The organism is Methylobacterium goesingense, assembly GCF_022179225.1.
Lineage (GTDB): Bacteria > Pseudomonadota > Alphaproteobacteria > Rhizobiales > Beijerinckiaceae > Methylobacterium > Methylobacterium goesingense.
This window is the reverse complement of the sequence record NZ_BPQL01000019.1, coordinates 60007-83939: the sequence shown is the minus strand read 5'-3', so window position 1 is coordinate 83939 and position 23933 is coordinate 60007. Positions and strand designations below refer to the sequence as shown.

The following is a 23933-nucleotide window of genomic DNA, read 5'->3' as shown; positions in this document are numbered from 1 at the left end:
CTGCCTGATCGAACAGTCCCGATCGCTCACAACGAGATCCGGTGACCCGTGGCCAGCTTGGCGCTTCCTGCCGCGAGCCAAGCGCTTGCGGCGCTTCAAAAGTCCCTCGGCCCACTCGACGCGCAGGCAGCCGGGCTGCTGGTGGCCGCCGCCACGGACCTTTCGCTGGTTATCGACGGCGAGGGCATCGTCCGGGACGCGACCTTCGGAAGTTCGGACCTGGCTGGCGAGGGCTGCGAGACATGGCTCGGCCGCCCCTGGATCGACACGGTCACTGTGGAGAGCCGGCCGAAGATCGCTGCGCTCCTCAAGGATGCCGCGCCCAACGCCGTGACGCGCTGGCGCCAAGTCAACCACGTCTCGCCCACCGGCACCGACCTGCCCATCCGCTACGCCGCCATGCGGCTGGCCCAGGACGGCCAGATCCTGGTGCTGGGTCGTAACCTGCGCGCCATGGCCTCCCTGCAGCGGACGCTCGCCGAGACGCAGCAGGCCCTGGAGCGCGACTACCTGCGCATGCGCGGCGCCGAGACCCGCTACCGCCTGCTGTTCCAGCTCGGCTCCGAACCCGTCCTGGTGGTGGATTCGGGCACCCGGCGCGTCACGGAGGTCAATCCGGCCGCCGCCCGCCTGATCGGCCGCGCGGACAAGCGCATCGTCGGGCAGGATGCGGTGGACCTCTTCGACGCCAGCAGCGCGCGCGATCTCGAATCGCTCTTCGCCGGCCTGCGCGTCACCGGCCAGGCCGCCGATCTCGAGGCCCGCCTCGGACACGGGCGCGGGCCGGTGCGGGTCGCCGCCTCGCTGTTTCGCCAGGAGAACGCCACCAGCGTGCTTCTGCGCCTGGCTGCCGCAGAGGCCCTGAATGCCGAGCCAGGCCCCGCCCGGGCCGGCGCCCTCGACGTCATCCAGCATCTGCCCGAGGGCTTCGTCGTCACCGATCCGGGCCGCCGAATCCTCACCGCCAACCCGGCCTTCCTCGATCTCGTCCAGCTCGCCACCGAGGAGCAGGTCCGCGGCCAGCGCCTCGACCGCTGGCTCGGCCGGGAGGAGACCGAGGCGACGGCTCTGTTCACGACCCTGACGCAGCACGGCTCGGTGCGCCATTTCCCCACCCACATCCGGGGGCAGTACGGCGGCGTGGAAGAGGTAGAAGTCGCCGCCGTCTCGGCGGGTGGCGGGGCGCAGGCCTGCCTCGGCTTCACCTTCCGGGCCGCTCCGCGCCGGGCCGCTCCGACGACGGGCGGGCGCGAACTCCCGCGCTCCGTCGAACAGATGACCGAGCTCGTCGGACGCGTCTCCATGAAAACCCTGGTGCGCGAATCCACCGATCTGATCGAACGCCTGTGCATCGAGGCCGCTTTGCGCATCACCCGGGACAACCGCGCCTCGGCGGCGGAGATGCTCGGCCTCAGCCGCCAGGGCCTCTACGCCAAGATGCGCCGCTACGGCATCGGGGACCTCGACGCGCCGGATGCCGGCGACGACGCGGTCTGAGGGTGCCGCCATCCGGCCTGCGATCGTAGGCAGAGCCTAAAGACGTCCGTTCACGGGCGTTGTGTGTAAATCAAACTTGACACTCAACGGCGTTAATCTAGCGTCGTACCCATGGCAACGCCCGCACCCAGCGCCCTCGTCGAGCTCCTGAAGCCGATCACATGGTTCGCGCCGATGTGGGCCTTCACCTGCGGGGTGGTCTCCTCCGGCGCCTCGCCGACGGGGCAGTGGCCCGTGATCGCCGCCGGGGTGATCCTCGCCGGCCCCCTGGTCTGCGCGACCTCGCAGGCGGTCAACGACTGGTATGACCGCCATGTCGACGCCATCAACGAGCCGCACCGGCCGATCCCCTCGGGGCGGATGCCGGGCCGCTGGGGCCTCTACGTCGCGGCGGGCTGGACCGGGCTCTCCCTCCTCGTCGCCGCCGCCCTTGGACCTTGGATCCTGGGCGCGGCCCTCTTCGGCCTGGTGCTGGCCTGGATCTACAGCGCGCCGCCCCTGCGGCTGAAGCGGAACGGCTGGTGGGGCAACTCCGCGGTCGCCCTCTGCTACGAGGGCCTGCCCTGGTTCACCGGCGCCGCCGTGATGGCCGCGGCTGTGCCTGACGGGCGCGTCCTCCTCATGGCGCTGCTCTATTCCATCGGCGCCCACGGCATCATGACCCTCAACGACTTCAAGTCGGTGGAGGGCGACACGCGCACCGGCATTCGGTCCCTTCCGGTGCAGCTGGGCACGCTCGGCGCCGCGCGCCTCGCCTGCCTCGTCATGGCACTGCCCCAGGTTGCCGTCATCCTGGCCCTGTTCGCCTGGCAGCGCCCCTGGCACGGCGCGCTCATCGGCGCGCTGCTCGTCGGGCAGTTCGTGCTGATGCGCCGGCTCCTCGCCGAGCCGCGCGAACGCGCCGCTTGGTACAACGGCACCGGCACGACCCTCTACGTCCTCGGCATGCTGGTGGCGGCCTTCGCCCTGCGGCCCCTGGCGGTGGGAGGCCTGTGATGGCGACGCTCCCCTTCGGCTGGGTCGCCATCGTCCGCCTCGGCCTCGTGCAGACGGCGCTCGGCGCCGTCGTGGTCCTGATGACCTCGACCATCAACCGGGTGATGGTGGTGGAGCTTGCGCTGCCGGCCATCGTACCCGGCGGCCTCGTCGCCCTGCACTACGCGGTGCAGGTGCTGCGCCCGCGCTGGGGCTACGGCTCGGACCGGACGGGGCGGCGCACGCCCTGGATCGTCGGCGGCATGGCGGCCCTGGCGCTGGGCGGCTTCGGCGCGGCGGTGGCGACGGCGCTCACCGAGACGCATCAGGCCGCCGGCCTCGCCCTGGCGGTCTTGTCGTTCCTCACGGTGGGCATGGGCGCGGGGGCGGCCGGCACCTCGCTCCTCGTGCTCCTCGCCACCGGGGTCGAGCCGCGCCGGCGCGGGGCGGCGGCCACCATCGTCTGGGTGATGATGATCGCGGGCTTCGCCATCACGGCGCCGATCGCCGGCCATTTCCTCGATCCGTTCTCCGGCGCCCGGCTGGTTGCGGTCTCCGGCACGGTCTCGCTCCTGGCTCTCGCGGTGGCGCTCCTCGCGGTGCGCGGGATCGAGCCGGCGTGCGGCGCACCCGACCGGAGCGCGGACGCGACGCCCAAGCGCCCCTTCGGCGAAGTGCTGGCCCGGGTCTGGGCAGAGCCCGATTCGCGCCGCTTCACGATCTTCATCTTCGTGGCGATGCTGGCCTACAGCGCGCAGGAGCTCATCCTCGAACCCTTCGCGGGCCTCGTCTTCGCGATGTCGCCGGGTGTCACCACCAAGCTCGCCGGTCTCCAGCACGGCGGCGTCCTGGCCGGCATGCTGACCGTGGCGGGCCTGACCATGGGCATCGGCGGCCCGATCCTCGGATCCCTCAAGCTGTGGACGACGCTGGGCTGCCTCGGCTCCGGCGCGGCGCTCCTCGGCATCGCGGGCGGCGGCCTGATCGGCGCGGACTTCCCCTTGCGCGTCCCGGTCTTCGCCCTCGGCCTGTTCAACGGCATCTTCGCGGTGGCGGCCATCGGCTCGATGATGGCGCTGGCGGGGGCCGGCGGCGAGGCCGAGCGCGGCACCCGCATGGGCGTGTGGGGCGCGGCCCAGGGACTCGCCTTCGGAGCCGGCGGCTTCCTCGGGACCGTCGCGGTCGATCTGGCCCGCCTCGTCACCCCCCGCGCCGTCGATGCCTATGCGGGCGTCTTCGCGGTCGAGGCCGTGTTGTTCGTGGTCGCCGCCGCCCTGGCGCTACGGATCGCCCACGCGCCCGCCACGCAAGTTCCGCGCGCCCGGCGCGCCGTCTCCGCCTTCGGGACTCCCCTGTCCGCCCGATGATTCCACGAGCGAGGTGACGTCATGTCGAGAGGTCTCGAGAGCCCGGCCGTTCGAACCGATGCGCCCGTGAACGGGGCCTTGCCGGAAACCTACGATGTCGTGGTGGTGGGCGGCGGCCCGGCCGGCGCCACGGCGGCCACCGACCTCGCCCGTGCCGGGCGGCGCGTCCTCCTCCTCGACAAGCCTGGCCGGATCAAGCCCTGCGGTGGTGCGATCCCGCCGCGCCTGATCCGCGACTTCGCGATTCCCGACCATCTCCTCGTGGCGCGCATCCGCTCCGCCCGCATGGTCTCCCCGAAGGACAAGCGCGTGGACATGCCCATCGGCGACGGGTTCGTCGGCATGGTGGACCGCGCCGATTTCGACCCCTGGCTGCGCGCCCGGGCGGCGGAGGCCGGGGCGGTCCTGCGGGCGGCGAGCTTCCGGCACATCGAGCGCGACGGGGACGGCGCCACGGTGCACTATTTGGAGGACGGGTTTCCGAGGGCCGCCCGCGCCCGCCTCGTCATCGGGGCGGACGGCGCGAGTTCCTCGGTCGGCCGGGCCGAGATTCCCGGGCACGCTGCGATGCGGCAGGTCTTCGCGTATCACGAGATCGTCAAGTTGCCCGAGACCGGTGCCCACGATGTCGAGGCGACCCGCTGCGACGTTTATTACCAGGGCAAGCTCTCGCCGGATTTCTACGCCTGGGTCTTCCCGCACGGCGAGACCGTGAGCATTGGCACCGGCAGCGCCCGCAAGGGCTTCTCCCTGCGCGGCGCCATCCGCGACCTGCGAGCCTCCACGGGCCTCGAGGCCGGCGAGACCGTTCGCCGCGAGGGCGCCCCCCTCCCCTTAAAGCCGCTGAAGCGTTGGGACAATGGCCGCGACGTCCTTCTCACCGGGGATGCGGCCGGCATCGTCGCCCCCGCCTCCGGCGAGGGCATCTACTACGCGATGCTCGGCGGGCGCCTTGCGGCCGAGGCGGCGGAAGCCTTCCTCGTCACAGGGCAGGCGAAGGCCCTCACCGAGGCGCGCCGCCGCTTCATGCGCTTGCACGGCCGCGTATTCCTGATCCTCCGGATCATGCAGGGAGTCTGGTACCGCAACGACGGTCTGCGCGAGCGCTTCGTCTCGATCTGCCGCGACCGCGACGTGCAGCAGCTGACCTGGGATTCCTACATGAACAAGGAGTTGGTGCGGGCGAAGCCGGTGGCGCACGCACGGATCTTCTTCAAGGATCTCGCCCACCTGTTCCGCTGGGTCTCGCCGTGAACGCGGCGCTGACGGGCGACTGGGGTCCGCCCCTGGTCGCGGCCGGGGTCGCCGTGGTGGTGGCCCTCGCTGGCGGCCTCCTGACAACGACCGGGCCCTGGTACCACGCCCTGCGGCGCCCCTCTTGGAAGCCGCCGGACTGGGCCTTCGGCCCCGTCTGGACGACGATCTTCACCCTGACGGCGATCTCAGCCGTGATGGCGTGGAACGCCGATTCGGGTCTGGCCTCCCGCACGGCCCTCGTCGCGACCTACGGGATCAACGCGGTCCTCAACATCGCGTGGAGCGGACTATTCTTCCGTCTGCGCCGGCCGGACTGGGCTCTTCTCGAAGTTGTGTTCCTCTGGATCTCGATCGCAGCGCTGATCCTCGTCACGGCGCGGGTTTCCGGTCTCGCCGCCACCCTGCTGCTGCCCTATCTCGTTTGGGTCGGGATCGCCGCGTGTCTCAACAGGGCGATCGTCCGGCTCAACGGGCCCTTCCGGAGCGCCTGACACCGATGGAATCGCTGTTCGCCGGCGGACGCATCATCGACGCGATCCTGGTCCTCGTCGCCTTCGAGGCCGTGGTCCTGTCCCTGATCCTACGGCGACGTGAGACGGCCCTGTCCCCCGTCCTGTGCAACCTCGCCTCGGGGGCCGCGCTGATGCTCGCCCTGCGCGGGGCGCTCACCGGTGCGCACTGGACCGCGATCGCCGGATGCCTCGCCCTGTCCGGGCTGGCCCATGGCGGCGAGATGGTCCTGCGCCTCGGCGGCCGCCCGCACCGGGCAGCGACGTCCGTTCGATTCGACCCGCACGCCTGACGTTTCGCGCAGATCCCAGATCCCAGATCCCAGATCCCAGATCCCAGATCCCAAGTCCCCAGACCCCAAGCACGGAGAGACGCCATGAGGAATCGCCGCACCGCTCTCCGCCTGGGAGCCGCGCTTACGTTCGGTTTCGGGGCGGGGGCCGCCTCGGCCCAAACCGTTGCGTCACAGGATGCGGACCTGATCAAGCGCGGCGAATATCTGGCGACGGCCGGCGATTGCGTGGCCTGCCACACGGCGCCGGGCGGTAAGCCCTTCGCGGGCAACTACGTGCTGAACACGCCGATCGGCAAGATCCGTACCCCCAACCTGACGCCGGACAAGGAAACCGGCCTGGGCAACTGGAGCGCCGACGACTTCTACCGCGCCTTCCACGAGGGCATCACCAAGGACGGGTCCTACCTCTACCCGGCCTTCCCGTTCGCCTGGTACACCAAGGTCACGCGGGCGGATGCCGACGCGATCTTCGCCTACCTGAAATCCCTGCCGGCAGTTCACGAGCCGCGCAAGGATTCCGAGATTCCCTTTCCGTTCAACATCCGCACCGCGCTCATCACCTGGCGCACGGCGTTCTTCACGGCGGGCGAGTTCCAGCCCGATCCGCAGGCCAGCGCCGAGGTCAATCGCGGGGGCTACCTCGTCGAGGGGCTCGGCCATTGCGGCATGTGTCACAACGCCAACAAGATCGTTGGCAACAGCGGCCTGGCCGGCAAGCTCGGCGGCGGCGTCATCGACGGCTGGTACGCGCCCAACATCACCCCGGACGACCACACCGGTATCGGCGCCTGGAGCGACGACCAGGTGGTGACCTACCTCAAGACCGGCGCGGCGCCCGGCAACCTGCCGGGGGTGGCCGCCGGTCCGATGCGCCAAACCATCGAGGAATCCCTCTCCAAGATGACCGACGCCGATCTCAAGGCGATGGTCGCTTACCTGCGCACGCAGAAGGCCAAGGAGAGCTACAAGTCCAAGGATCTGCAGGCCTTCAACGCCGCCGGGGCCCCGGGGGCCGCGACCTACCTGAGCTACTGCTCCTCCTGCCACAAGCCGGACGGCAAGGGCGTGGAGGGCGCGATTCCCGCGCTCGCCGGCAACACCTCGGTCCAGGCCAAAGGACCCGAGACGGTGATCCGGGTCATCCTGGGCGGCCTCTCCGCCCAGAACGGCTACGCGCCCATGCCCGCCATCGGCGCCGGAATGACCGACCAGGAGGTCGCCGACGTCACCGATTACGTGCGCAACGCCTGGGGCAATACCGCCCCGGTGATCGGCGAGCGCGGCATCGTGGCGACCGCACGCAAGGCGACGGAGACGATGCTGGCCGGATCCGCGCCCTGCGCAGAGATCGCGCAGCTAGAAATCGCGAAGGCGATCGCCGAATCCGGCGCCCCGCAGAAGCTCAAGGGCTTGGCCCAGGAAGACTTCATACCCGTCATCAACACCCTGCTGCCCCCGATCAAGGCGGCTGTGCCGGACGCCAAGGGCGACGACATCGTCAACGGGCTGACCACGGCGTTCTGTCAGGCGGGTCGCAACGATCCGGCCTACGAGAAGCTCGCCTGGCACGCAGTGATCGGAAGCTTCTCCAGCATCGTCTATAGCCAGATGAAGAACCCGGAGGTTCGGGCCTCCAAGGACGGCGCGATGCCGACGCCGTGACGGCGGCCGGGCTCACTCGGCGCCGGCCTGCACGGGAATGCAGAGCGGCACCGCGGGCCGGAGACTCCTGATGACACCCGGAAACCGGGCTGCTAAATGGCTTCTGCCGCATGACTCCGTAGCTCAGCTGGATAGAGCAGCCGCCTTCTAAGCGGCAGGTCGAAGGTTCGAGCCCTTCCGGGGTCGCCAGGCGGCTCGCTCCGACCGCTTTCTCGTTCGCGAGTGAACCGGCGCCTCGTTCAGCCATCCGTGAATCACTGCCGAAACGTCCGCACTCTGGTGTCGCGCGCCGGCTGCGCTATCGTGTCGGGGATACTTTACGGCAACCGCGCCGGTGGCCGTCCTTGAGGTGTCCGAGGGAGCACGCGCACCATGACCCGGTACGTCGGCGCCATCGATCAGGGCACCACCAGCAGCCGCTTCATCGTGTTCGACCGGGCCGGCCGCATCGTCGCCAGCCGGCAGCGCGAGCACGCGCAGGTCTATCCCCGCCCCGGCCATGTCGAGCATGACCCGGCGGAGATCTGGCGCAACGTCCAGGCCGTGATGGCCGAGGCCCTGGAATCGGCCGGTCTCGCCCCGGCGGACCTCCTCTCCATCGGCATCACCAACCAGCGCGAGACGACCGTGATCTGGGACCGTCGGACCGGCGCGCCCCTCCACAACGCCCTGGTCTGGCAGGACACCCGCAACGACCGGCTCGTGGCCGCCTATGCGGGCGACGGAGGGCGCGACCGCTTTCGCGCGCGCACCGGCCTGCCGCTGGCGAGCTACTTCTCCGGCCTCAAGCTGCGCTGGCTCCTCGATCACGTGGACGGCGCGCGAGAGAAGGCGGAAGCCGGGGACGTTCTGTTCGGCAACATCGATTCCTGGCTCGTCTGGAACCTGACTGGCGGCCCGGAGGGCGGCCTCCATCTCACCGACGCGACCAATGCCAGCCGCACGCAGCTCATGGACCTGGAGACCCTGGCCTGGGACGCGGGCATGCTGTCGGCCTTCGGCATTCCGCGCGCCATGCTGCCCGCGATCGTCTCGTCGTCCCAGGTCTACGGCGAGACGCGAGTGCCCTTCGCGGGCGTACCCATCGCGGGCATCCTCGGCGACCAGCAGGCGGCCCTTTTCGGGCAGACCTGCTTCCGGCCCGGCGAGGCCAAGAACACCTACGGCACTGGCTGCTTCGCCCTGATGAACACCGGCTCGACGCCGGTGCCCTCCGCCTGCGGCCTCGTCACGACCCTGGCCTATAAGCTCGACGGCCAGCCGGCCGCCTACGCCCTGGAGGGCTCGATCGCCATCACGGGCGCCCTGGTGCAGTGGCTGCGCGACAACCTCCGGATGATCCAGGACAGCGCCGAGGTGGAGCGCTTGGCCACCACGGTCGCGGACAATGGCGGCGTCTATTTCGTGCCGGCCTTCTCGGGGCTCTACGCGCCGCACTGGAACGAAGGCGCGCGCGGCCTCATCATCGGGCTGACCCGCTACGCGAATCGCGGACACATCGCCCGCGCCTGCCTGGAGGCCACGGCCTTCCAGACGCACGAGGTGCTGGAAGCGATGGAGAAGGATTCGGGTATCGCCGTGCGCGAGCTTCGCTCGGATGGCGGCATGGTCGCCAACGACACACTGATGCAGTTCCAGGCCGACATCCTCGACGTTCCCGTGGTGCGCCCGCGGGTGACCGAGACCACCGCACTCGGCGCGGCCTACGCGGCCGGCCTCGCCACGGGCTATTGGCGCGGCACCGATGACCTCGTGCGGAACTGGGGCATCGATCGGCGCTGGGAGCCGAACATGGACGCGGCCGAGCGCCGGCGCATCACCGCCACCTGGGGCCGCGCGGTCCAGCGCGCCGTCGACTGGGACGAGCCCGAGGCTTGATCCCAGTCGTTCCCGCACACGCCACGGCGGCACCGATCGCCCCGCGCCGGGTTGACATCGCGGCCTCACCCGGCCGCCGAGCAGGAAGCGCGACCCCATGGATAGTCAGGCCGGACCGCCGATCGTCGTTCTCGCGGGCCTCGGCGGCGACCTCGGCGGCCGGATCGCCCGGGCGCTCATCGCGGAGGGCGCCGAGGTGCGCGCTCTGGTGCGACGGGCGGGCAGCGGGGGGCCGCGCCATGCCCCCGAGATCGCCGGCCTCACCCGGCTCGCGGTCGACTACGCGGACGCGCCAAGCCTCCGTGCTGCCTGTCGGGACGCCGCCTGCGTCGTCTCGGCCCTGAACGGCCTCGAACCCGTGATCCTGGAGGCCCAGGGGCGCCTCCTCGACGCGGCCGTGGCCGCCGGCGTGCCGCGCTTCATCCCCTGCGATTTCGCCCTCGATTTCACGAAGACCCGACCGGGAGATAACCGCAACCTCGATCTGCGGCGAAGCTTCATGGCGCGCGTCGACGCCGCGCCGATCCGCGCGACCTCGATCCTCAACGGCGCCTTCGCGGAGCTTCTGACCGGCGAGGCGCCGATCATCCTGAGGCCACTGCGCCGGGTCCTGTACTGGGGCGATGTCGACCAGCCCCTCGACTTCACCACCAAGGACGATGTCGCCCGCTACACCGCCGCGGCGGCCCTCGACGCCGAGAGCCCGCGCATCCTGCGGATCGCCGGGGACGTGGTCACGCCGCGCGACCTCGCGGCGATGATGAGCACGCTGACCGGCGCGCAGTTCGGAACCTGGCGTGCCGGGAGTCTCGGCCGCCTGTCCCGGATCATCCGGGTCGTCCGGCGGCTCACGCCCGCGAGCGACGCGGTGTTTCCGGTCTGGCAGGGCCTTCAGTACCTGCGCGACATGGCGAGCGGCCTCGGCCGATTGCACCCCCTCGACAACGACCGCTACGGGACGCGGCCCTGGACGAGTACCCGGCAGGTCGTGAACGGCGAAGGCTGAAACGTCATCCGCTCGATCAAAGCGGATGACGTATCAGCAAGCCCGCGCGGCGCTCGAGCGAAGCCCAAATCCGCCATCCCGAACGCGATCCCGCGGGGATCGCCGGAAGGGATCAAACGGATTTGGTATGACACGGGGCGTCAACCCGGCGCGCCGCGAGGCGGAGCACCGGGATCTCACAAAACGCGGAGCCGGGCTTGCCCAGCGCGGTGGCGGCGTTGGCGTCAATACCCCTTGGCGGCGATCGCCTCGCGCCAGTTCACCGCCCGGCGGGCCATGCCGATGTGCTGGCGCTCGTACATGCGGCCCTCGATCTTGATCGCGCCGCGCTTGGCGTTTTCCTCGCGGTCGAAGGCCTCGATGACGAGGCGGGCGCGGCGGACCTCCTCGTCGGAGGGGGCAAAGCAGGTGTTGGCCGGCTCGAGCTGGTTGGGGTGGATCAGCGTCTTGCCGTCGAAGCCGAGGTCGCGGGCCTGCTGGCACTCGGCCCGGCACCCGGCCACGTCCTCGATGTCGTTCCAGACGCCATCGAGGATGGTGAGGCCTTCGGCGCGGGCGGCCGCGAGGGTGAACATCATCCAGGGCAGCATCGGCACACGGCCGGGGACGAGCTGGGCCCAGGTGTCCTTGGCCAGATCGTTGGTGCCCAGCACGAAACAGGTCAGGCGGGTGCGCCGGTCGCGCCGCGCCTTGGCGATCTCCTGGATGTTCAGGATCGCGGCCGGGGTCTCGATCATCGCCCAGACGGCGATGCTCTCGGGGGCGTCGAGGGCTTCGAGGTGGTTGGCAATGCTCTCCAGCACGGCCGGCGAGGACACTTTCGGCATCAGGATCGCGTCCGGACGCGCTTGGATCGCCGCCTTCAGGTCGGCCTCGCCCCAGGGCGTCTGGGGGGCGTTGACGCGGATGATGATCTCGCGCTCGCCGTAGCCGCCGCCCTTCACGGCGGCGCAGACCTGCTCGCGGGCAACCTCCTTGGCGTCGGGCGCGACCGCATCTTCCAAGTCGAGGATCAGAGAATCCGCCGTCAGGGTCTTGGCCTTGTCGAGGGCCCTCTGGTTCGAACCGGGCATATAGAGCACGCTGCGGCGCAGGCGGAGGTCGGACATGTCGCGTTCCTGTGATTTCCGCTGAAGCTTAATGCAACACGCCCGCGCGGACACCCCGACACGACCGGAATGCCGTGGCATTACAGAGATTCTGTTGCAACGCACGCGAACCCGCAGGCGCAGCCGCGAACTGCCGCCGGGGACCGGGAGGGATGGACGGGGTCCCGGATCGGAGACGGATGAGCGAGCCCTATGAGGTGATTCCGGAGGGCATCCGCCTCGCCCTGCGGCTGACGCCGCGGGCGAATCGCGACGGGCTGGACGGCCTGGTGGCGGATGCCGATGGGCGCGTCGCCCTGCAGGTGCGGGTAGCCGCGCCGCCCGTCGAGGGCGCAGCCAACGCGGCGCTGATCGCCTATCTGGTCAAGACCCTTAAATTGCGCCGGTCCGACGTACGGATCGTCTCCGGCGAGACGGCCCGGCTCAAGATCCTGGTCCTGTCCGGCGACGGACCGTCGCTCGCCGCGCGGCTGGCCGCGTGGACGAAAGGGTCCGCCCTGCGCCGCTGAGCGGGCTGCGGGTTAGTGGCGCAGCGGGGCGGTCAGGCTGAAGATCACGGTGTAGTCGGGGTTCTCGACCACCGGGTCCTCCGGCGTGAGCTGGTACGCGCCGGGATCGGCCGGCTCGATGGCTTCGAGGATCGGCACCATCGTGAAGGGCGCTGCGCCGTCGAAGGGCAGGATGGTGATGCCGGCCTCGGGATCGACCGTCTCGACCCGGCCGAAGACCTGCTCGCGCCGGATCAGGGTCCCGTCGTGGTCGAGGTAGGTGACGCCGACGAACAGAGTCGCGCCCAGCAGTTGATGGGCGAACCCGTCGTCCCATTCGATGCCGGAATCGTCCTGTCCGAGGTCGCTCATGCGGACAGGGATGGCGAAAAATCGCGCCCTCGGCAAGCGGCCTCTCCGCCCGGCCGGCCCTCAGAACAGGCGGCTGCCGTCCGGCACGGCGACATCGGGGCGGAACAGCACCACGGCGCCATTCGCGTCGGCGAAGCCGAGGGTCAGCACTTCGGACAGGAACTTGCCGATCTGGCGCGGCGGAAAATTCACCACGGCCGCGACCTGCCGGCCCGGCAGGTCCTCGGCCCTGTAGTGCTCGGTGATCTGCGCGCTGGAGCGCTTGGTGCCGATCGCCGGCCCGAAATCGATGACGAGCTTCAGGGCTGGCTTGCGCGCCTCCGGGAAAGGCTCCGCCGACACCACGGTGCCGATTCGGATGTCCACCGCCAGGAAGGCATCGAAGTCGATCGCCGGGGCGGCCGGCGCATCGGGGGCGTGGGTGACGTGCATGGGCTCAGGCCGTCCGGAGCTGCCGGCGCTTACCGGCGGATGAGACCTGCATCAGCGCGACCATGATCAGGATGGTGCCGAGATAGACCAGCACCTGCATGCCGCTGGGCCGGTCGGTGTAGCCGACGAGGGCGTGGAGGACGCGCCCCACGAGGCTGTCTTCGCGCAGGATCGCCGAAGTGTTCCAGAGTGGCCGGTCGAGCACGGTGATCAGGCCCGCATTGGTCAGGAACTGCGCGGCCTGCGCGGCCAGCCCCGCCGCCAGCAGGACGATGAGCCCGCTCGTCACCGAAAACACGTAGCGGGTCGGGATCGCCGCGAGGCCGAAATAGCTCACCGAGGAGGTGGCCGCGCCGACGGCGACGCCGGCCAGGGCACCGAACTGGATGTTCGGCCCGGAGGTGCCGGAGGCGACGAGGCCATAGAGGAACAGCACGAGTTCGGCGCCTTCGCGCAGGATCGCGGCACCGACGACGAGGGCGAGGCCGGCGGCTGTGCTCTGGCCGGTGCGTACCGCTTCGCCGGCGGCGCGCAGCTCGCCCGCGAGCTCGCGCCCGTGCTTGGCCATCCAGGTGTTGTGCCAGATCAGCATCAGCACGGCGACGATCAGCACACCGGCGTTGAGGATCTCCTGGCCCGCTCCCTCGAAAGCGTCGGAGATTCGCTCCGCGAACAGCGCCACGAGGGCGGCGCCCGCGAGGCCGCCGAAAACGCCGAGACCGATCCAGCGGCCGCGCCCGGCGATGCCGCGGGTGGCGGCGAGCACGATGCCGATGATGAGGCCCGCCTCGATGACCTCGCGGAAGGCGATGACGAAGGCTCCGATCATGCGGAGGATTCCTTTTTCACGTTCATGGGCGCGGCCGGGTTCGCGGCGCGCCCTACCAGATCCAGAACAGCAGCACCCAGCCAGAGACCGAGAGGGCACAGGCGGCGGCGATGCCGAGGGTCGCGCCCGCGCGGCGCAGGCCCCGCGCCGAGAGGCCGGCCACCGACCAGGCGAGCCAGACGCTCCACAGGCTGGTTCCGAGGAGCAGCGCGGCCCGCATCTCAGAAACATAGGGGATGAGGATGCCGTCGCCGCGCAGGAAGGTGACGGTCAGCGCCGAGAGGCCGAGGAAGACGCCGCAACCCGCCACCGGGATCAGCGTCTGCGTGAGGTGGTGGAAGCGAGCCCGCGACCATCCGAGCGCAAGGGTCGCGAGGGCCACGAGGCCCGAGAGGGAGAGCCCGAGGACGATCGCGGCGGCGGCGATGTAGCCGAGCAGCAGCCCTCCATCGAGGAGGCTGAGCACGTCGTTGTGCTCGGGGTAGTTCGTCAGGATGTACCAGGGCAGCGTGGTCTCGAGGGGCCAGGTCGTGCCGCGCTCGATCAGCCACGTCGCCAGCGCCTGCTTGACGTCGATGAACCAGGGGCTCGACGACCACTGGAATGCGCCAACGGCGAGGCCCATCATGCCGAACAGGATCAGCATTGTCTGGTCGAGGCTCGGCTCGCTGCCGGCCACATGAACGATCTCGTGGGTGGGCGAGCGCCGGGCGAGGCGCACGGCGCCGCGATAGCCCGAGCAGCGCCCGCACATGTGGCAGGCGCCCGCGCCGTTCATGGTCTTGACCGGCACCAGCGGCGCACAGTTGAAGCTGTCTCCGCGCGGCTTGGACGCGGTGGCCCCACGGGGCTTCGGCGAAGCTGCCCAAGCGGCGTAATCGACCTGGAAGCTCACCGGCGCGAGCTTGGCGAGGACCGCGAAGACACCGTTGACGGGGCAGAGATAGCGGCACCAGACCCGCTTGTTGCGGCCGTAGAGCAGCCCGACGAGGATCGCCGCCACGGTGGAGCCGCCGAGCACCGCCAGCACCGGTTTCGGGTAGCCGTACACGCTGACCATCTGGCCGTAGACCGTGGTGCCGGCGAAGGCCACGAAGGGCCAGCCGCCCCAGGTGATCCAGCGCGGCACGGCGCGGCCGAGGCTCCAGCGGCTGGCGAACTCGGTCAGCGCGCCCTCGGGGCAGAGGATGCCGCACCAAGCCCGGCCGACCACCACCATGCTGACCAGCACGAAGGGCCACCAGATCCCCCAGAAGGCGAACTGGGCGAAGACGGTCAGGTTGTTCCACAGGTGTGCGCTGCGATCGGGCAACGGTAGGAAGGCCGGCACCGCGACCAGCACGAGATAGACGGCGACCACCCCCCACTGGATGGTGCGGATCGTGCCGCCATGGCGCTGCATCCACTGCCCGAGATCGGCGAGCTTCGCGTCGATCCAGGCATCGCGGGCATCACGCGGCGTGACGGACGTCGAGACTGCCATTCCGGTTGGGTTCGCCAGGTTATCGAAGACGCTTCACTTCGCCACCAGGGTGGCCTTGGAATTGGGGTGGAAGTCGTCGAACACGTCGTAGGTGCCCGGATCGACGGTGCGGAAGACGATGGAGGAGGTCGCCCCCGCGGCAAGCGCCTTCTCGCGCTTCAGCTCCACGCTTTCGAACTCCACCGGGCTGGTGCCCGTGTTGGTGATCTCAAGCTTGAAGCGGGTGTTGGCCGGCACCTCGATGACGTTCGGGACAATGGTCCCGTCCTTCATCTCGACCTTGATGACCGGCAGTTCCTCAGCGCGGACGGGCGCCCCGATGCCGGCGAGGCCGGCAGCCAAGGCGGCGGCGGGTAGCAGATGGCGGAGGAAGGCCATGGCCTCAGTAGGCCCCCTTCTTGCCGATGCCCGCGAAGGTGAAGTCCTGGATCACGTCGAAGGGCTTGAACCACTCGGCGACGCCCGTCTCCTTGTCGACGTGGCGGCCGAAATGCCCATGCGCCCCGGGGGGCGCGACCGTGATCTTCAGGCGGTAGCGCCCGGGGCCGGACAGCTTGACGTTATCCCCGTAATGCGGCCCGTCATTGGCGACCATCGGCATCAGCCCGCCGCTGACCTTAGGCCCGGTTGCGGCCTCGCCCTCGAGCTTGGTGATCTCGAAGCTGACCGAGAGGGCCGGCACCCAGTCGCCCTCGGCAAAGCCGTTGCGGTTCTCCTTGGTGGCCCGGATGTCGGCCTCCAGGTGGATGTCGGACGCGGCCGCCGCGCGCATCATGTCCGGCGGGTCCATCTCGATCGGCTGCAGGTACACGGCGGCGATCTCCAGCCCGTTCTGGATGGTCGGCGGCCCGATCGGCGTCTCCTTGGCCTGGGCTGCGCTCCCGAGGGAGACGGCGCCGGTCAGCAGGAGGGCCAGGGCGAGGGAGGAGCGGAGATTCTTGCGCATCGTGGCTAGCGCGTAGACCAGGCGATTACACAAGCAAAGAGGCTTTTTCGTCACGTTTCTGAATAAGAACAATTCCAAACTGAGGATCTACCTGCGCTGGCAAGTACATCCGCCCTATTGTCCGGAGCTTTGCCTGGTCGGGTGCGAGAAAATGCCCGGCGGCGTCAGTGCCGATACGCTGCGACGTGCGATTCCGTCTTACGCCGGCGTATATGCGCCGGTCCGCTTATCCAGAGGGATTTCGCCCGCCGGGGCGAAGGTCCGGCGCGCGAGGCCAGGATAGGCCAGGGCCTGACTGATCCCGCGGCCGGCCAGCAGAATCAGGAACGACAGCCACAGGCCTCCATTGCCGAGGCCCGCCGCGTGGGCGGCCAGGAGGGCGACGCCGTACAGCGCGGTCGCGACGAGCATCAGGTTGCGCATCGCCCGCGTCCAGGTCGCACCGATGTAGATGCCGTCGAAGGCGAACGGCACGGCCGCCATAAGCGGCGCCAGGGCGGCCGGCAGCAGGTAGAGCCGAGCCATAGCACGCACCTCCGGGCTCGTCGTCACCGCGTCGACGAAGGCGTTGCCGGCGAGGAGGAACCCGCCCGCAATGGCGCCGCCGAAGGCGAGGCACCAGAGCAGGCTCAAGCGCGCGGCGCGTCGGAAGCGGGCCTCGTCGCGGGCGCCCACCGCCTGCCCGCACAGGGTTTCGGCGGCGGTGGCGAAGCCGTCGAGGAAGAACCCGCCGATCATGAACAGATTCCACAGGACGGCGTTGGCCGCCAGCACCACGTCGCCGGAGCGGGCGCCGAGCGCCGAGAACAGGGTGATGCAGCCGACCAGCAGCAGGGTCCGGATCATGACGTCGGCGTTGACGCTGAGCATCCGGGCGAGCGCCAGGGGATCGCGCACCACACGGAAGGGCACCGCGAAGGGCCGCGAGCCGAGCCGCGCCAGGAGCGCGAGCCCGAGCACCGCGCCGGCCGCCTCGGCGATCAGGGTCGCGAGCCCGGCGCCGGCGACGCTCATGTCCGCCCAGAGGACGAACATCAGGGTGAGGACGATGTTGGTGAGGTTGATGGCGACCTGCAGGATCAGCCCGAGGTCGGTCCGCCCGCGCCCCAGCACGGAGCCGAGGATGGCGTAGTTCGCCAGGGTGAAGGGCGCGGCGAAGATGCGGATGTGGAAATAGGCCGCCAGCGCGGCGATCACGGCCGGGCTCGCGCCGCTGAGCGTGAAGGCGGCCCGCCCGATCGGCCCCTGCAGGACCACGATGACCAGTCCGACGACCAGCGCCGCCGCCAGGGCGCGTGCCAGCGTCCGTTCGACTTCCGCCGCGTCGCGCGCCCCCACGGCCTGGGCGGTGAGCCCGGCGGTGGCCATGCGAAGCGAGCCGAACGACCAGAAGATCGCGTCGAAGATCACGGCGCCCAGCGCCATCGCTCCGAGGAGCGCGGCGTCGCCGAGCCGGCCGATCACGGTGGCGCCGACGAAGCCGAGGAGTGGCGTCGTCACGTTGGCGAGCGTCATCGGCAGCGCGAGCGCGAGGACGCGCCGGCTGGTCGCCGGGCTGGTCGAAGGCGTCATGCGGCGGCCTTTCGGGCGGCGGTCGATTCGGTCAGTGGCAGCCGCAGCCGCTGCCACAGCTTCCCCCGCCCTCGCTCGGCGTGGGAGTCGGCTTCGCGGCCCGGCGCACCGGATCGCGGCTCAGGCCCCGCTCCTCCAATTCGGACAGGTAGTTGGCCCAGCGGTTCCGGTACTCGCGCCCGAGGTCGTAGAGGTAGCCCCAGCCGTAGAGGCCGGTATCGTGCATGTCGTCGAAGGTCAGCTTGACCGCGTAGTTGCCGATGGGCTCAACCTTGAGGATCGCCACGTCGCGTTTGGCCCCGATCACCTTGCGCTCGGAGGGGGAGTGGCCCTGCACCTCGGCGGAGGGACTCGACACCCGGAGATACTCCGCCGGCAGGGCGAAGCGGCCGCCATCCTCGAAAGCGACGTGGAGGGTGCGCTTGTCGCCCGAGAGACGGATCTCGGTGGGCCAGCGCTCGGGAGCGGCGGATGCCGCGTGCGGATCGACAGCCTGTTGCGTCATGATGACTTCCTTCCGGCCGCGTCGGCCGTGTGGATCGCATGAGACCTGCCTTGCATGGCCCCTGCGACCGACGCAAACTTGCCCGCGACCGCGCCAGACCTCATATGACGTGTCATGTTAGGTTCGTCACGCGACCGCGCCAACGTTTCCTCACCCCAACAGAGCACAGAAACCCGCATGTGGGGTCCCCGCGCCACCGACGATGCCGCCCCTGTGGCTCCTGCGCCGCTGATCGACCCGTTCCAGCGGGCGATCACCTATCTGCGCATCTCCGTGACCGATCGTTGCGACCTGCGTTGCGTCTACTGCATGTCCGACGACATGCAGTTCCTGCCCAAGCGCGACCTGCTCTCGCTGGAAGAACTCGACCGGCTCTGCGCCGTCTTCATCCAGCGCGGCGTGCGCAAGCTGCGCATCACCGGCGGCGAGCCTCTGGTGCGACGTGACATCATGCACCTGTTCCGGCGCCTGTCCCGCCACCTCGACACGGGGGCGCTGGAAGAGCTGACGATGACGACCAACGGCACGCAGCTCGGCCGCTTCGCGCCCGAGCTCGCCGAACTCGGCGTGCGCCGCGTCAACGTCTCCCTCGACACCCTCGACCCGGACAAGTTCCGTGCCGTGACCCGCCGGGGCGACCTCAAGGTGGTGCTCGACGGCATCGAGACGGCGCGCAGGGCCGGAATCAAGGTCAAGATCAACGCCGTGGCGCTCAAGGGCGTAAACGAGGACGAGATCGCCGACATGATCGCCTGGGCCCACGGCGACGGCATGGACATGACGTTGATCGAGGTCATGCCGCTCGGCGAGATCGAGGGCGACCGCACCGACCAGTTCCTGCCCCTCTCGGTGGCCCGCGCCCGGTTGGAGCAGCGCTACACCATGACCCCCCTGCCCGACCGTACGGGTGGCCCGGCGCGCTACGTGCGCATCGCCGAGACCGGCGGCCGCCTCGGCTTCATCACGCCGCTGACTCACAATTTCTGCGAGAGCTGTAACCGGGTGCGCCTGACCTGCACCGGCAAGCTCTACATGTGCCTCGGCCAGGAGGACGCCGCGGATCTCCGCGCCGCCCTGCGCGCCTCCCCCGACGACGCCCTCGTGACCCAGGCGGTGATCGACGCCATTGCGCGCAAGCCCAAGGGCCACGACTTCGTCATCGAGCGGGCTCGCCCCGCCGCCGTGCCGCGCCACATGAGCGTCACCGGCGGATAAACCTCCGCCAGCGTTTGACCCTCGCCAGTATCGCTCCTAGACCCCGCTCGTATTCAGGATACGAGCGGAGATGATGATGGCGAAGGTCGCGTTTCTGGGCCTCGGCGGAATGGGCGGCCCGATGGCCCGCCACCTCGCCGCCAAGGGCCACGAGGTCACCGTCTACAACCGCACCACCGCCAAGGCGGAGGCCTGGGTCGCCGCGCATGGCGGTGCCTTCGCGACCACCCCGCGCGAGGCCGCGAAGGGCCAGGCCATCGTCTTCGCCTGCGTCGGCAACGACGAGGATCTGCGCAGCGTCACCCTCGGCGCGGACGGGGCCTTCGCGGGCATGGAGCCCGGCGCGATCTTCGTCGACCACACCACCGCCTCGGCCGAGGTTGCTCGCGAACTCGCCGACGCCGCCCAGGCCGCCGGCCTCGGCTTCATCGACGCCCCCGTCTCGGGCGGACAAGCCGGCGCCGAGAACGCGGCGCTCACCGTGATGTGCGGCGGCGAGGCCGAGACCTACGCGAAGGTCGAGCCCGCCATCCTGTGCTTTGCCCGCGCCAGCCGCCTGATGGGCCCGGCCGGCTCCGGCCAGCTCACCAAGATGGTCAACCAGATCGCAATCGCGGGCCTCGTCCAGGGCCTGTCCGAGGCGGTGCACTTCGCAAAGCGCGCAAACCTCGACGTCGACGCCGTGCTGGAGGTGATCTCCAAGGGCGCCGCCGGTTCCTGGCAGATGGAGAACCGCGGCAAGACCATGAACGCGGCCAAGTTCGATTTCGGCTTCGCGGTGGACTGGATGCGCAAGGACCTCGGCATCCTGCTGGCCGAGGCCCGGCGCAACGGCGCCCAATTGCCCGTCACCGCCCTCGTCGACCAGTTCTACGCCGACGTGCAGGGCATGGGCGGCAGCCGCTGGGATACCTCGTCCCTCATCGCCCGACTGGAGAAGTAAGCGCCGCCTGGGCCCGCCCGAGGGCCTCCTCTGGCGGCGTCCAAAGCCAGTCCGGGCCCATCTGGTGCCGGAACCAGGTGAACTGGCGCTTGGCGTAGCGCCGCGTGTCGCCTTGCCCGCGCCGGATCGCCTCCGCCCGCGAGAGCGTTCCGTCGAGATGGGCGATCAGGCCCGGCACGCCATGGGCGCGCATGATCGGCAGCAGCGGGTCGAGGCGCCGGTCGCGCAGGGCCTCGACCTCGCCGAGTGCCCCTTGAACGATCATCGCCTCGAAGCGCGCGTCGATGGCCCGGCGCAGGGTTTCGCGCTCGGGCGCCAGGAACAGCTTGAGGAGCGGCAGGCCCGCGAGCGACCCCGGCAAGCGCGCGCCGTGGAACTCCGCGATCGGCCGGCCGGTCGCCGCGAACACCTCGAGTGCGCGCATCACCCGCGCCCGGTCACTGGGGCGTAGGGTCTCCGCCCCCACCGGGTCGACTTCACGCAGTTCGGCGTGGAGATCCTCCGTCGCCAGCCCCTCGGCCCGCGCCCGCAGGGCCGACCGAATCGCGTCCGGCACCGGCGGCAGTTCGGACAGGCCCTCCTCCAGCGCTCGGAAGTACAGGCCGGTGCCGCCGACGAAGATCGGCAGTTGCCCCGCATCGCGCAGGCGCGCGATCAGCGGCGCGGCCTCGCGGGCGAAGTGACCTGCCGAGTAGTTCACCGCGCCGTCGACATGGCCGTAGAGGTGGTGGGGCGCCTGTTCCTCCTCGGCCACGCTCGGCCGGGCGGAGAGCCGGCGCAGGTCGGCATAGACCTGCATCGAGTCGGTGTTGATGACCGCTCCCCCGAGGTCGCGCGCGAGCGACAGTGCAAGGCCCGACTTGCCCGAGGCGGTCGGCCCTGCGATGAGAATGCCCGCCGGCAGGGTGGGCGCGTGCGTGCGTTGCGTGACCGGCGGCACTGGCGTGGAAAGCTCCCGGATGACCCTCGTCGCGATCCTGATAGCAAACGAGAGCCGCCCCGCCATCACCGATGCGGTTCTGGCCGAGGCCCGCGCGGTGATGCGTACGGAGCACCAGCCCCGAATCCTGCACGGGGAGGTCGCTGCCGAGGTGCTGGTGCCGGGCGCCGGAGCCGACGCGCCGGCCCTCGCCCGCCGCCTGCGCGCGGCTTTGGCCTCCGAGCCGATCGACGTCGCGGTGCTGAGCGCCGGGCCGCACCGGCGTAAGCGCCTGTTCCTGGCCGACATGGACTCGACCATGATCGAGCAGGAATGCATCGACGAACTCGCCGACACGATCGGCTTGAAGGACCACGTCGCCGCCATCACCGAGCGGGCGATGCGAGGCGAAATCGCCTTCGGGCCGGCCCTGCGCGAGCGGGTCGCCCTGCTGCGCGACGTGCCCGTGGACAAGATCGACGCGCTGATCGCCGAGCGCATCACCCTGACGCCGGGCGGACGCACCCTGGTGCAGACCATGAAGGCGCACGGCACCCACACCTGCCTGATTTCGGGGGGCTTCACCCTGTTCACCGGGCCGGTCTCGGCCCGGATCGGCTTCGACGAGGCCCACGCCACGACGCTCGGGGTCCGTGACGGCCACCTCACCGGGGAGGTCATCGAGCCGATCGTCGACAAGGAGACCAAGCGCGCGACCCTGATCGCCCTGCGCAGCCGCTTCGGTCTCGATGCCACTGACACCCTGGCGGTGGGCGACGGTGCCAACGACCTCGACATGCTCGGCGAAGCCGGCCTCGGCGTCGCCTTTCGGGCCAAGCCGAAGGTGGCGGCGGCCGCACAGGTTCGGATCGACCACGGCGACCTGACGGCCCTACTTTATCTGCAGGGTTATGCCTCGGCCGAATTCGTGGGCTGAGCGGCGCTTCGCCACCCGAGGAGGAGGGTCGCGCCCGATCGCATCTGCATTCCCTCTTCCCCGCAAGGGGGGAGAGGGGAATGCGCTCCCACCCGCCAAAACAAAACCGCCGCCCCTTCGGGCGGCGGCTTCAGATCGTCACATTCGCCAGCAGGATCAGTCGATCCCGAGGGCCACGAAGCGGACGTCGCCCGAAGCGCTGGCGACCAAGAGCAGCACCGATTTGCGGCCGTCCTTCTTGAGCTGGTCGATGCGCTTGCTGACGTCGGCCGGGGCGCTGACCGCCTCCTGCCCGACCTCGACGATGACCTCGCCGGGCTTGATCTGCTTGTCGGCCGCCGTCGAGTTGGGGTCGACGCGGGTGACGAGGACGCCCTTGAGACCGTCCTTGAGGCTGTAGCGCTTGCGTGCCTCGTCGGTGATGCCCGAGAGGTTGAGGCCCAGCACCTGACGCACCGCGCTCTCGGCCTCGGGCTGCTTGACGCTGGCCAGCGTCGGCTTCTCGGTGTCCTCGAGTCGGCCGAGGGTGACGGACTTCGTCGTCTCGGCGCCCTTGCGGATAACGAGCACGTCGACCGTCTTGCCGACCGGAGTGGAGGCGACGATGCGCGGCAGGTCGCTGGACGACTTCACCGCCGTGCCGTTGAACTTGACGATGACGTCGCCGATCTCGAGGCCGGCCGCCTTGGCCGGGCCCTTTTCGTCGACGCCGGCGACGAGAGCGCCCTTGACTCCGTCCTTCATATCAAGGGCTTCGGCCGTGGTCTCGTCGACGTTCTGGATGCGCACGCCGAGCCAGCCACGGCGGACCTCGCCGAACTCGCGCAGCTGGTCGATGACCTGGGACGCGTTGTTCGACGGTACCGCGAAGCCGATACCGACTGAGCCGCCGGTGGGCGACAGGATCGCCGTGTTGATGCCGATGACCTCGCCGTTCATGTTGAAGAGCGGACCGCCGGAATTGCCCTTGTTGATGGCCGCATCCGTCTGGATGTAGTTGTCGTAGGGGCCGGACTCGATGTTGCGGCCCCGCGCCGAGACGATGCCGGCCGAGACCGAGCCGCCGAGGCCGAAGGGGTTGCCGATGGCGATGACCCAATCGCCCGGTCGCATCTTCTCGGAATCGCCGAACGGGACGGCCTTCAGCGGCTTGCCCGCCTCGGGCTTCACCCGCAGCACTGCGAGGTCGATCTTGGCATCCTTGCCGATGATCTCGGCCTTCAGCTTGGTGCCGTTGTGCAGGATGACCTGGATATCGTTAGCGTCGCCGATGACGTGATTGTTCGTCACCACGATGCCGGAGGCGTCGATGATGAAGCCGGAGCCGAGGGAGTTGGATTTCCGCGGCGAACGCGGACGCTCGGCTTCGCTGCGGTCACCGCCGCCGCGCTGGCCGCGCTTGTTGAAGAACTCCTCGAAGAGGTCCTCGAACGGCGTGCCGGGCGGCAATTGCGGTCCCGAACGCGTGTTCGGGCGGGCCTCGACGGTGGTCGAAGCGGAGATGTTCACCACCGCGTCTGTGACCTGATCGGCGAGGTCGGCGAGCGATTCCGGGCCCTTGGCGTAGGCTGCCGACGGCAGGCCGGTCACGGCGACGGAGGTGGCCAGAGTGACGGCCGCGAGGGCGGAGCACAGGCTGTGACGGAGCGCTCGGGAACGTGGCGCCCGGACGGCGCTCGCAACGGGAACCATGTTCGACCTCTCCTGGTGCAACGATGCCCTTAGATCGTCCGCGT

The 23933-nt window shown here is 70.0% G+C and carries 24 protein-coding genes and 1 tRNA gene; 14 read left to right on the top strand and 11 right to left on the bottom strand.

Annotation, left to right across the window (positions count from 1 at the left end; genetic code table 11):
- Window positions 1-48: 48 nt before the first annotated feature.
- From ppsR to MFF30_RS04405, 10 genes are all read left to right on the top strand, one after another.
- A complete protein-coding gene (gene ppsR, locus MFF30_RS04450) occupies window positions 49-1497 on the top strand; it encodes a transcriptional regulator PpsR (RefSeq protein WP_238277055.1) in 1449 nt (482 codons plus the stop codon).
- 111 nt (window positions 1498-1608) lie between these two features.
- On the top strand, window positions 1609-2493 hold the full coding sequence (gene chlG, locus MFF30_RS04445) for a chlorophyll synthase ChlG (RefSeq protein ID WP_238277053.1): 885 nt from the start codon (window positions 1609-1611) through the stop codon (window positions 2491-2493).
- Complete coding sequence (locus MFF30_RS04440) at window positions 2493-3839, top strand: BCD family MFS transporter (RefSeq protein ID WP_238277051.1); 1347 nt, start codon at window positions 2493-2495, stop codon at window positions 3837-3839. Before chlG ends, MFF30_RS04440 begins: the two co-directional genes overlap by 1 nt.
- 21 nt (window positions 3840-3860) lie before the next feature.
- On the top strand, window positions 3861-5093 hold the full coding sequence (locus MFF30_RS04435) for a geranylgeranyl diphosphate reductase (RefSeq protein ID WP_238277042.1): 1233 nt from the start codon (window positions 3861-3863) through the stop codon (window positions 5091-5093).
- Entirely contained in the window at window positions 5090-5587 is a 498-nt protein-coding gene (locus tag MFF30_RS04430) for a TspO/MBR family protein (RefSeq protein ID WP_238277040.1), read from the top strand. The genes MFF30_RS04435 and MFF30_RS04430 overlap by 4 nt, the downstream gene beginning before the upstream one ends.
- Window positions 5588-5592: 5 nt before the next feature.
- Entirely contained in the window at window positions 5593-5898 is a 306-nt protein-coding gene (locus MFF30_RS04425) for a hypothetical protein (RefSeq protein ID WP_238277038.1), read from the top strand.
- Window positions 5899-5982: 84 nt separating this feature from the next.
- Entirely contained in the window at window positions 5983-7563 is a 1581-nt protein-coding gene (locus tag MFF30_RS04420) for a c-type cytochrome (RefSeq protein WP_238277036.1), read from the top strand.
- Window positions 7564-7675: 112 nt separating this feature from the next.
- Window positions 7676-7752: transfer RNA gene (locus tag MFF30_RS04415), tRNA-Arg, on the top strand.
- A gap of 183 nt (window positions 7753-7935) precedes the next feature.
- Complete coding sequence (glpK, locus tag MFF30_RS04410; RefSeq protein ID WP_238277035.1) at window positions 7936-9441, top strand: glycerol kinase GlpK; 1506 nt, start codon at window positions 7936-7938, stop codon at window positions 9439-9441.
- Window positions 9442-9538: 97 nt separating this feature from the next.
- Window positions 9539-10447 (top strand): NmrA family NAD(P)-binding protein, encoded by a 909-nt coding sequence (locus tag MFF30_RS04405; protein ID WP_238277033.1) that lies wholly within the window; start codon window positions 9539-9541, stop codon window positions 10445-10447.
- 224 nt (window positions 10448-10671) lie between these two features.
- On the opposite strand, the gene MFF30_RS04400 is transcribed toward MFF30_RS04405, so the two are convergent.
- Entirely contained in the window at window positions 10672-11556 is an 885-nt protein-coding gene (locus MFF30_RS04400) for an HpcH/HpaI aldolase/citrate lyase family protein (protein ID WP_238277031.1), read from the bottom strand.
- A gap of 179 nt (window positions 11557-11735) precedes the next feature.
- Between MFF30_RS04400 and MFF30_RS04395 the strand changes: the two genes are divergently transcribed.
- Window positions 11736-12065, top strand: coding sequence for an ACR/YggU family protein (locus MFF30_RS04395; RefSeq protein WP_238277029.1), 330 nt, complete (start codon window positions 11736-11738; stop codon window positions 12063-12065).
- 12 nt (window positions 12066-12077) lie between these two features.
- Here the strand turns inward: MFF30_RS04395 and MFF30_RS04390 are convergent, their stop codons facing one another.
- From MFF30_RS04390 to MFF30_RS04355, 8 genes are all read right to left on the bottom strand, one after another.
- Entirely contained in the window at window positions 12078-12416 is a 339-nt protein-coding gene (locus MFF30_RS04390) for a hypothetical protein (protein ID WP_238277026.1), read from the bottom strand.
- 60 nt (window positions 12417-12476) lie between these two features.
- Window positions 12477-12848, bottom strand: coding sequence for a tRNA-binding protein (locus tag MFF30_RS04385; protein WP_238277024.1), 372 nt, complete (start codon window positions 12846-12848; stop codon window positions 12477-12479).
- Between the two features lie 4 nt (window positions 12849-12852).
- The gene (locus tag MFF30_RS04380) at window positions 12853-13677 is read right to left on the bottom strand and encodes an FTR1 family iron permease (protein WP_238277022.1); all 825 of its coding nucleotides are present in this window, start codon (window positions 13675-13677) and stop codon (window positions 12853-12855) included.
- Between the two features lie 52 nt (window positions 13678-13729).
- A complete protein-coding gene (locus tag MFF30_RS04375; RefSeq protein ID WP_238277020.1) occupies window positions 13730-15160 on the bottom strand; it encodes a 4Fe-4S binding protein in 1431 nt (476 codons plus the stop codon).
- A gap of 33 nt (window positions 15161-15193) precedes the next feature.
- Entirely contained in the window at window positions 15194-15538 is a 345-nt protein-coding gene (locus MFF30_RS04370; protein ID WP_238277018.1) for a cupredoxin domain-containing protein, read from the bottom strand.
- A 4-nt stretch (window positions 15539-15542) separates the two neighbouring features.
- Entirely contained in the window at window positions 15543-16106 is a 564-nt protein-coding gene (locus tag MFF30_RS04365) for an iron transporter (RefSeq protein WP_238277016.1), read from the bottom strand.
- A gap of 198 nt (window positions 16107-16304) precedes the next feature.
- Window positions 16305-17678 (bottom strand): MATE family efflux transporter, encoded by a 1374-nt coding sequence (locus MFF30_RS04360; RefSeq protein ID WP_238277013.1) that lies wholly within the window; start codon window positions 17676-17678, stop codon window positions 16305-16307.
- Window positions 17679-17709: 31 nt separating this feature from the next.
- Complete coding sequence (locus tag MFF30_RS04355; protein ID WP_238277011.1) at window positions 17710-18183, bottom strand: gamma-butyrobetaine hydroxylase family protein; 474 nt, start codon at window positions 18181-18183, stop codon at window positions 17710-17712.
- Between the two features lie 177 nt (window positions 18184-18360).
- Here MFF30_RS04355 and moaA point away from each other — a divergent pair, with 177 nt between their 5' ends.
- Window positions 18361-19398: a GTP 3',8-cyclase MoaA gene (gene moaA / locus MFF30_RS04350; RefSeq protein WP_238277009.1), complete on the top strand. Its 1038-nt coding sequence runs from the start codon at window positions 18361-18363 to the stop codon at window positions 19396-19398.
- A gap of 76 nt (window positions 19399-19474) precedes the next feature.
- Entirely contained in the window at window positions 19475-20341 is an 867-nt protein-coding gene (locus MFF30_RS04345; protein ID WP_238277132.1) for an NAD(P)-dependent oxidoreductase, read from the top strand.
- Here the strand turns inward: MFF30_RS04345 and miaA are convergent.
- On the bottom strand, window positions 20319-21281 hold the full coding sequence (miaA, locus tag MFF30_RS04340; RefSeq protein ID WP_238277007.1) for a tRNA (adenosine(37)-N6)-dimethylallyltransferase MiaA: 963 nt from the start codon (window positions 21279-21281) through the stop codon (window positions 20319-20321). The genes MFF30_RS04345 and miaA overlap by 23 nt on opposite strands.
- 19 nt (window positions 21282-21300) lie before the next feature.
- Between miaA and serB the strand changes: the two genes are divergently transcribed.
- Window positions 21301-22197, top strand: coding sequence for a phosphoserine phosphatase SerB (gene serB / locus MFF30_RS04335; protein WP_238277005.1), 897 nt, complete (start codon window positions 21301-21303; stop codon window positions 22195-22197).
- A gap of 156 nt (window positions 22198-22353) precedes the next feature.
- Here serB and MFF30_RS04330 read toward each other — a convergent pair whose 3' ends face one another.
- The gene (locus tag MFF30_RS04330; RefSeq protein WP_238277003.1) at window positions 22354-23889 is read right to left on the bottom strand and encodes a DegQ family serine endoprotease; all 1536 of its coding nucleotides are present in this window, start codon (window positions 23887-23889) and stop codon (window positions 22354-22356) included.
- Window positions 23890-23933 lie beyond the last annotated feature (44 nt).

Bases quoted from the DNA above. Each gene is read 5' to 3' on its own strand.
- MFF30_RS04365 (WP_238277016.1), bottom strand. From the start codon at position 16,106: ATGCGCAAGAATCTCCGCTCCTCCCTCGCCCTGGCCCTCCTGCTGACC.
- MFF30_RS04360 (WP_238277013.1), bottom strand. From the start codon at position 17,678: ATGACGCCTTCGACCAGCCCGGCGACCAGCCGGCGCGTCCTCGCGCTC.
- serB (WP_238277005.1), top strand. From the start codon at position 21,301: ATGACCCTCGTCGCGATCCTGATAGCAAACGAGAGCCGCCCCGCCATC.
- MFF30_RS04390 (WP_238277026.1), bottom strand. From the start codon at position 12,416: ATGAGCGACCTCGGACAGGACGATTCCGGCATCGAATGGGACGACGGG.
- MFF30_RS04440 (WP_238277051.1), top strand. From the start codon at position 2,493: ATGGCGACGCTCCCCTTCGGCTGGGTCGCCATCGTCCGCCTCGGCCTC.
- MFF30_RS04420 (WP_238277036.1), top strand. From the start codon at position 5,983: ATGAGGAATCGCCGCACCGCTCTCCGCCTGGGAGCCGCGCTTACGTTC.
- MFF30_RS04435 (WP_238277042.1), top strand. From the start codon at position 3,861: ATGTCGAGAGGTCTCGAGAGCCCGGCCGTTCGAACCGATGCGCCCGTG.
- MFF30_RS04405 (WP_238277033.1), top strand. From the start codon at position 9,539: ATGGATAGTCAGGCCGGACCGCCGATCGTCGTTCTCGCGGGCCTCGGC.
- MFF30_RS04380 (WP_238277022.1), bottom strand. From the start codon at position 13,677: ATGATCGGAGCCTTCGTCATCGCCTTCCGCGAGGTCATCGAGGCGGGC.
- MFF30_RS04355 (WP_238277011.1), bottom strand. From the start codon at position 18,183: ATGACGCAACAGGCTGTCGATCCGCACGCGGCATCCGCCGCTCCCGAG.
- MFF30_RS04385 (WP_238277024.1), bottom strand. From the start codon at position 12,848: ATGCACGTCACCCACGCCCCCGATGCGCCGGCCGCCCCGGCGATCGAC.
- moaA (WP_238277009.1), top strand. From the start codon at position 18,361: ATGTGGGGTCCCCGCGCCACCGACGATGCCGCCCCTGTGGCTCCTGCG.
- MFF30_RS04370 (WP_238277018.1), bottom strand. From the start codon at position 15,538: ATGGCCTTCCTCCGCCATCTGCTACCCGCCGCCGCCTTGGCTGCCGGC.
- MFF30_RS04345 (WP_238277132.1), top strand. From the start codon at position 19,475: ATGGCGAAGGTCGCGTTTCTGGGCCTCGGCGGAATGGGCGGCCCGATG.
- MFF30_RS04425 (WP_238277038.1), top strand. From the start codon at position 5,593: ATGGAATCGCTGTTCGCCGGCGGACGCATCATCGACGCGATCCTGGTC.
- MFF30_RS04395 (WP_238277029.1), top strand. From the start codon at position 11,736: ATGAGCGAGCCCTATGAGGTGATTCCGGAGGGCATCCGCCTCGCCCTG.
- MFF30_RS04330 (WP_238277003.1), bottom strand. From the start codon at position 23,889: ATGGTTCCCGTTGCGAGCGCCGTCCGGGCGCCACGTTCCCGAGCGCTC.
- MFF30_RS04375 (WP_238277020.1), bottom strand. From the start codon at position 15,160: ATGGCAGTCTCGACGTCCGTCACGCCGCGTGATGCCCGCGATGCCTGG.
- chlG (WP_238277053.1), top strand. From the start codon at position 1,609: ATGGCAACGCCCGCACCCAGCGCCCTCGTCGAGCTCCTGAAGCCGATC.
- glpK (WP_238277035.1), top strand. From the start codon at position 7,936: ATGACCCGGTACGTCGGCGCCATCGATCAGGGCACCACCAGCAGCCGC.
- MFF30_RS04400 (WP_238277031.1), bottom strand. From the start codon at position 11,556: ATGTCCGACCTCCGCCTGCGCCGCAGCGTGCTCTATATGCCCGGTTCG.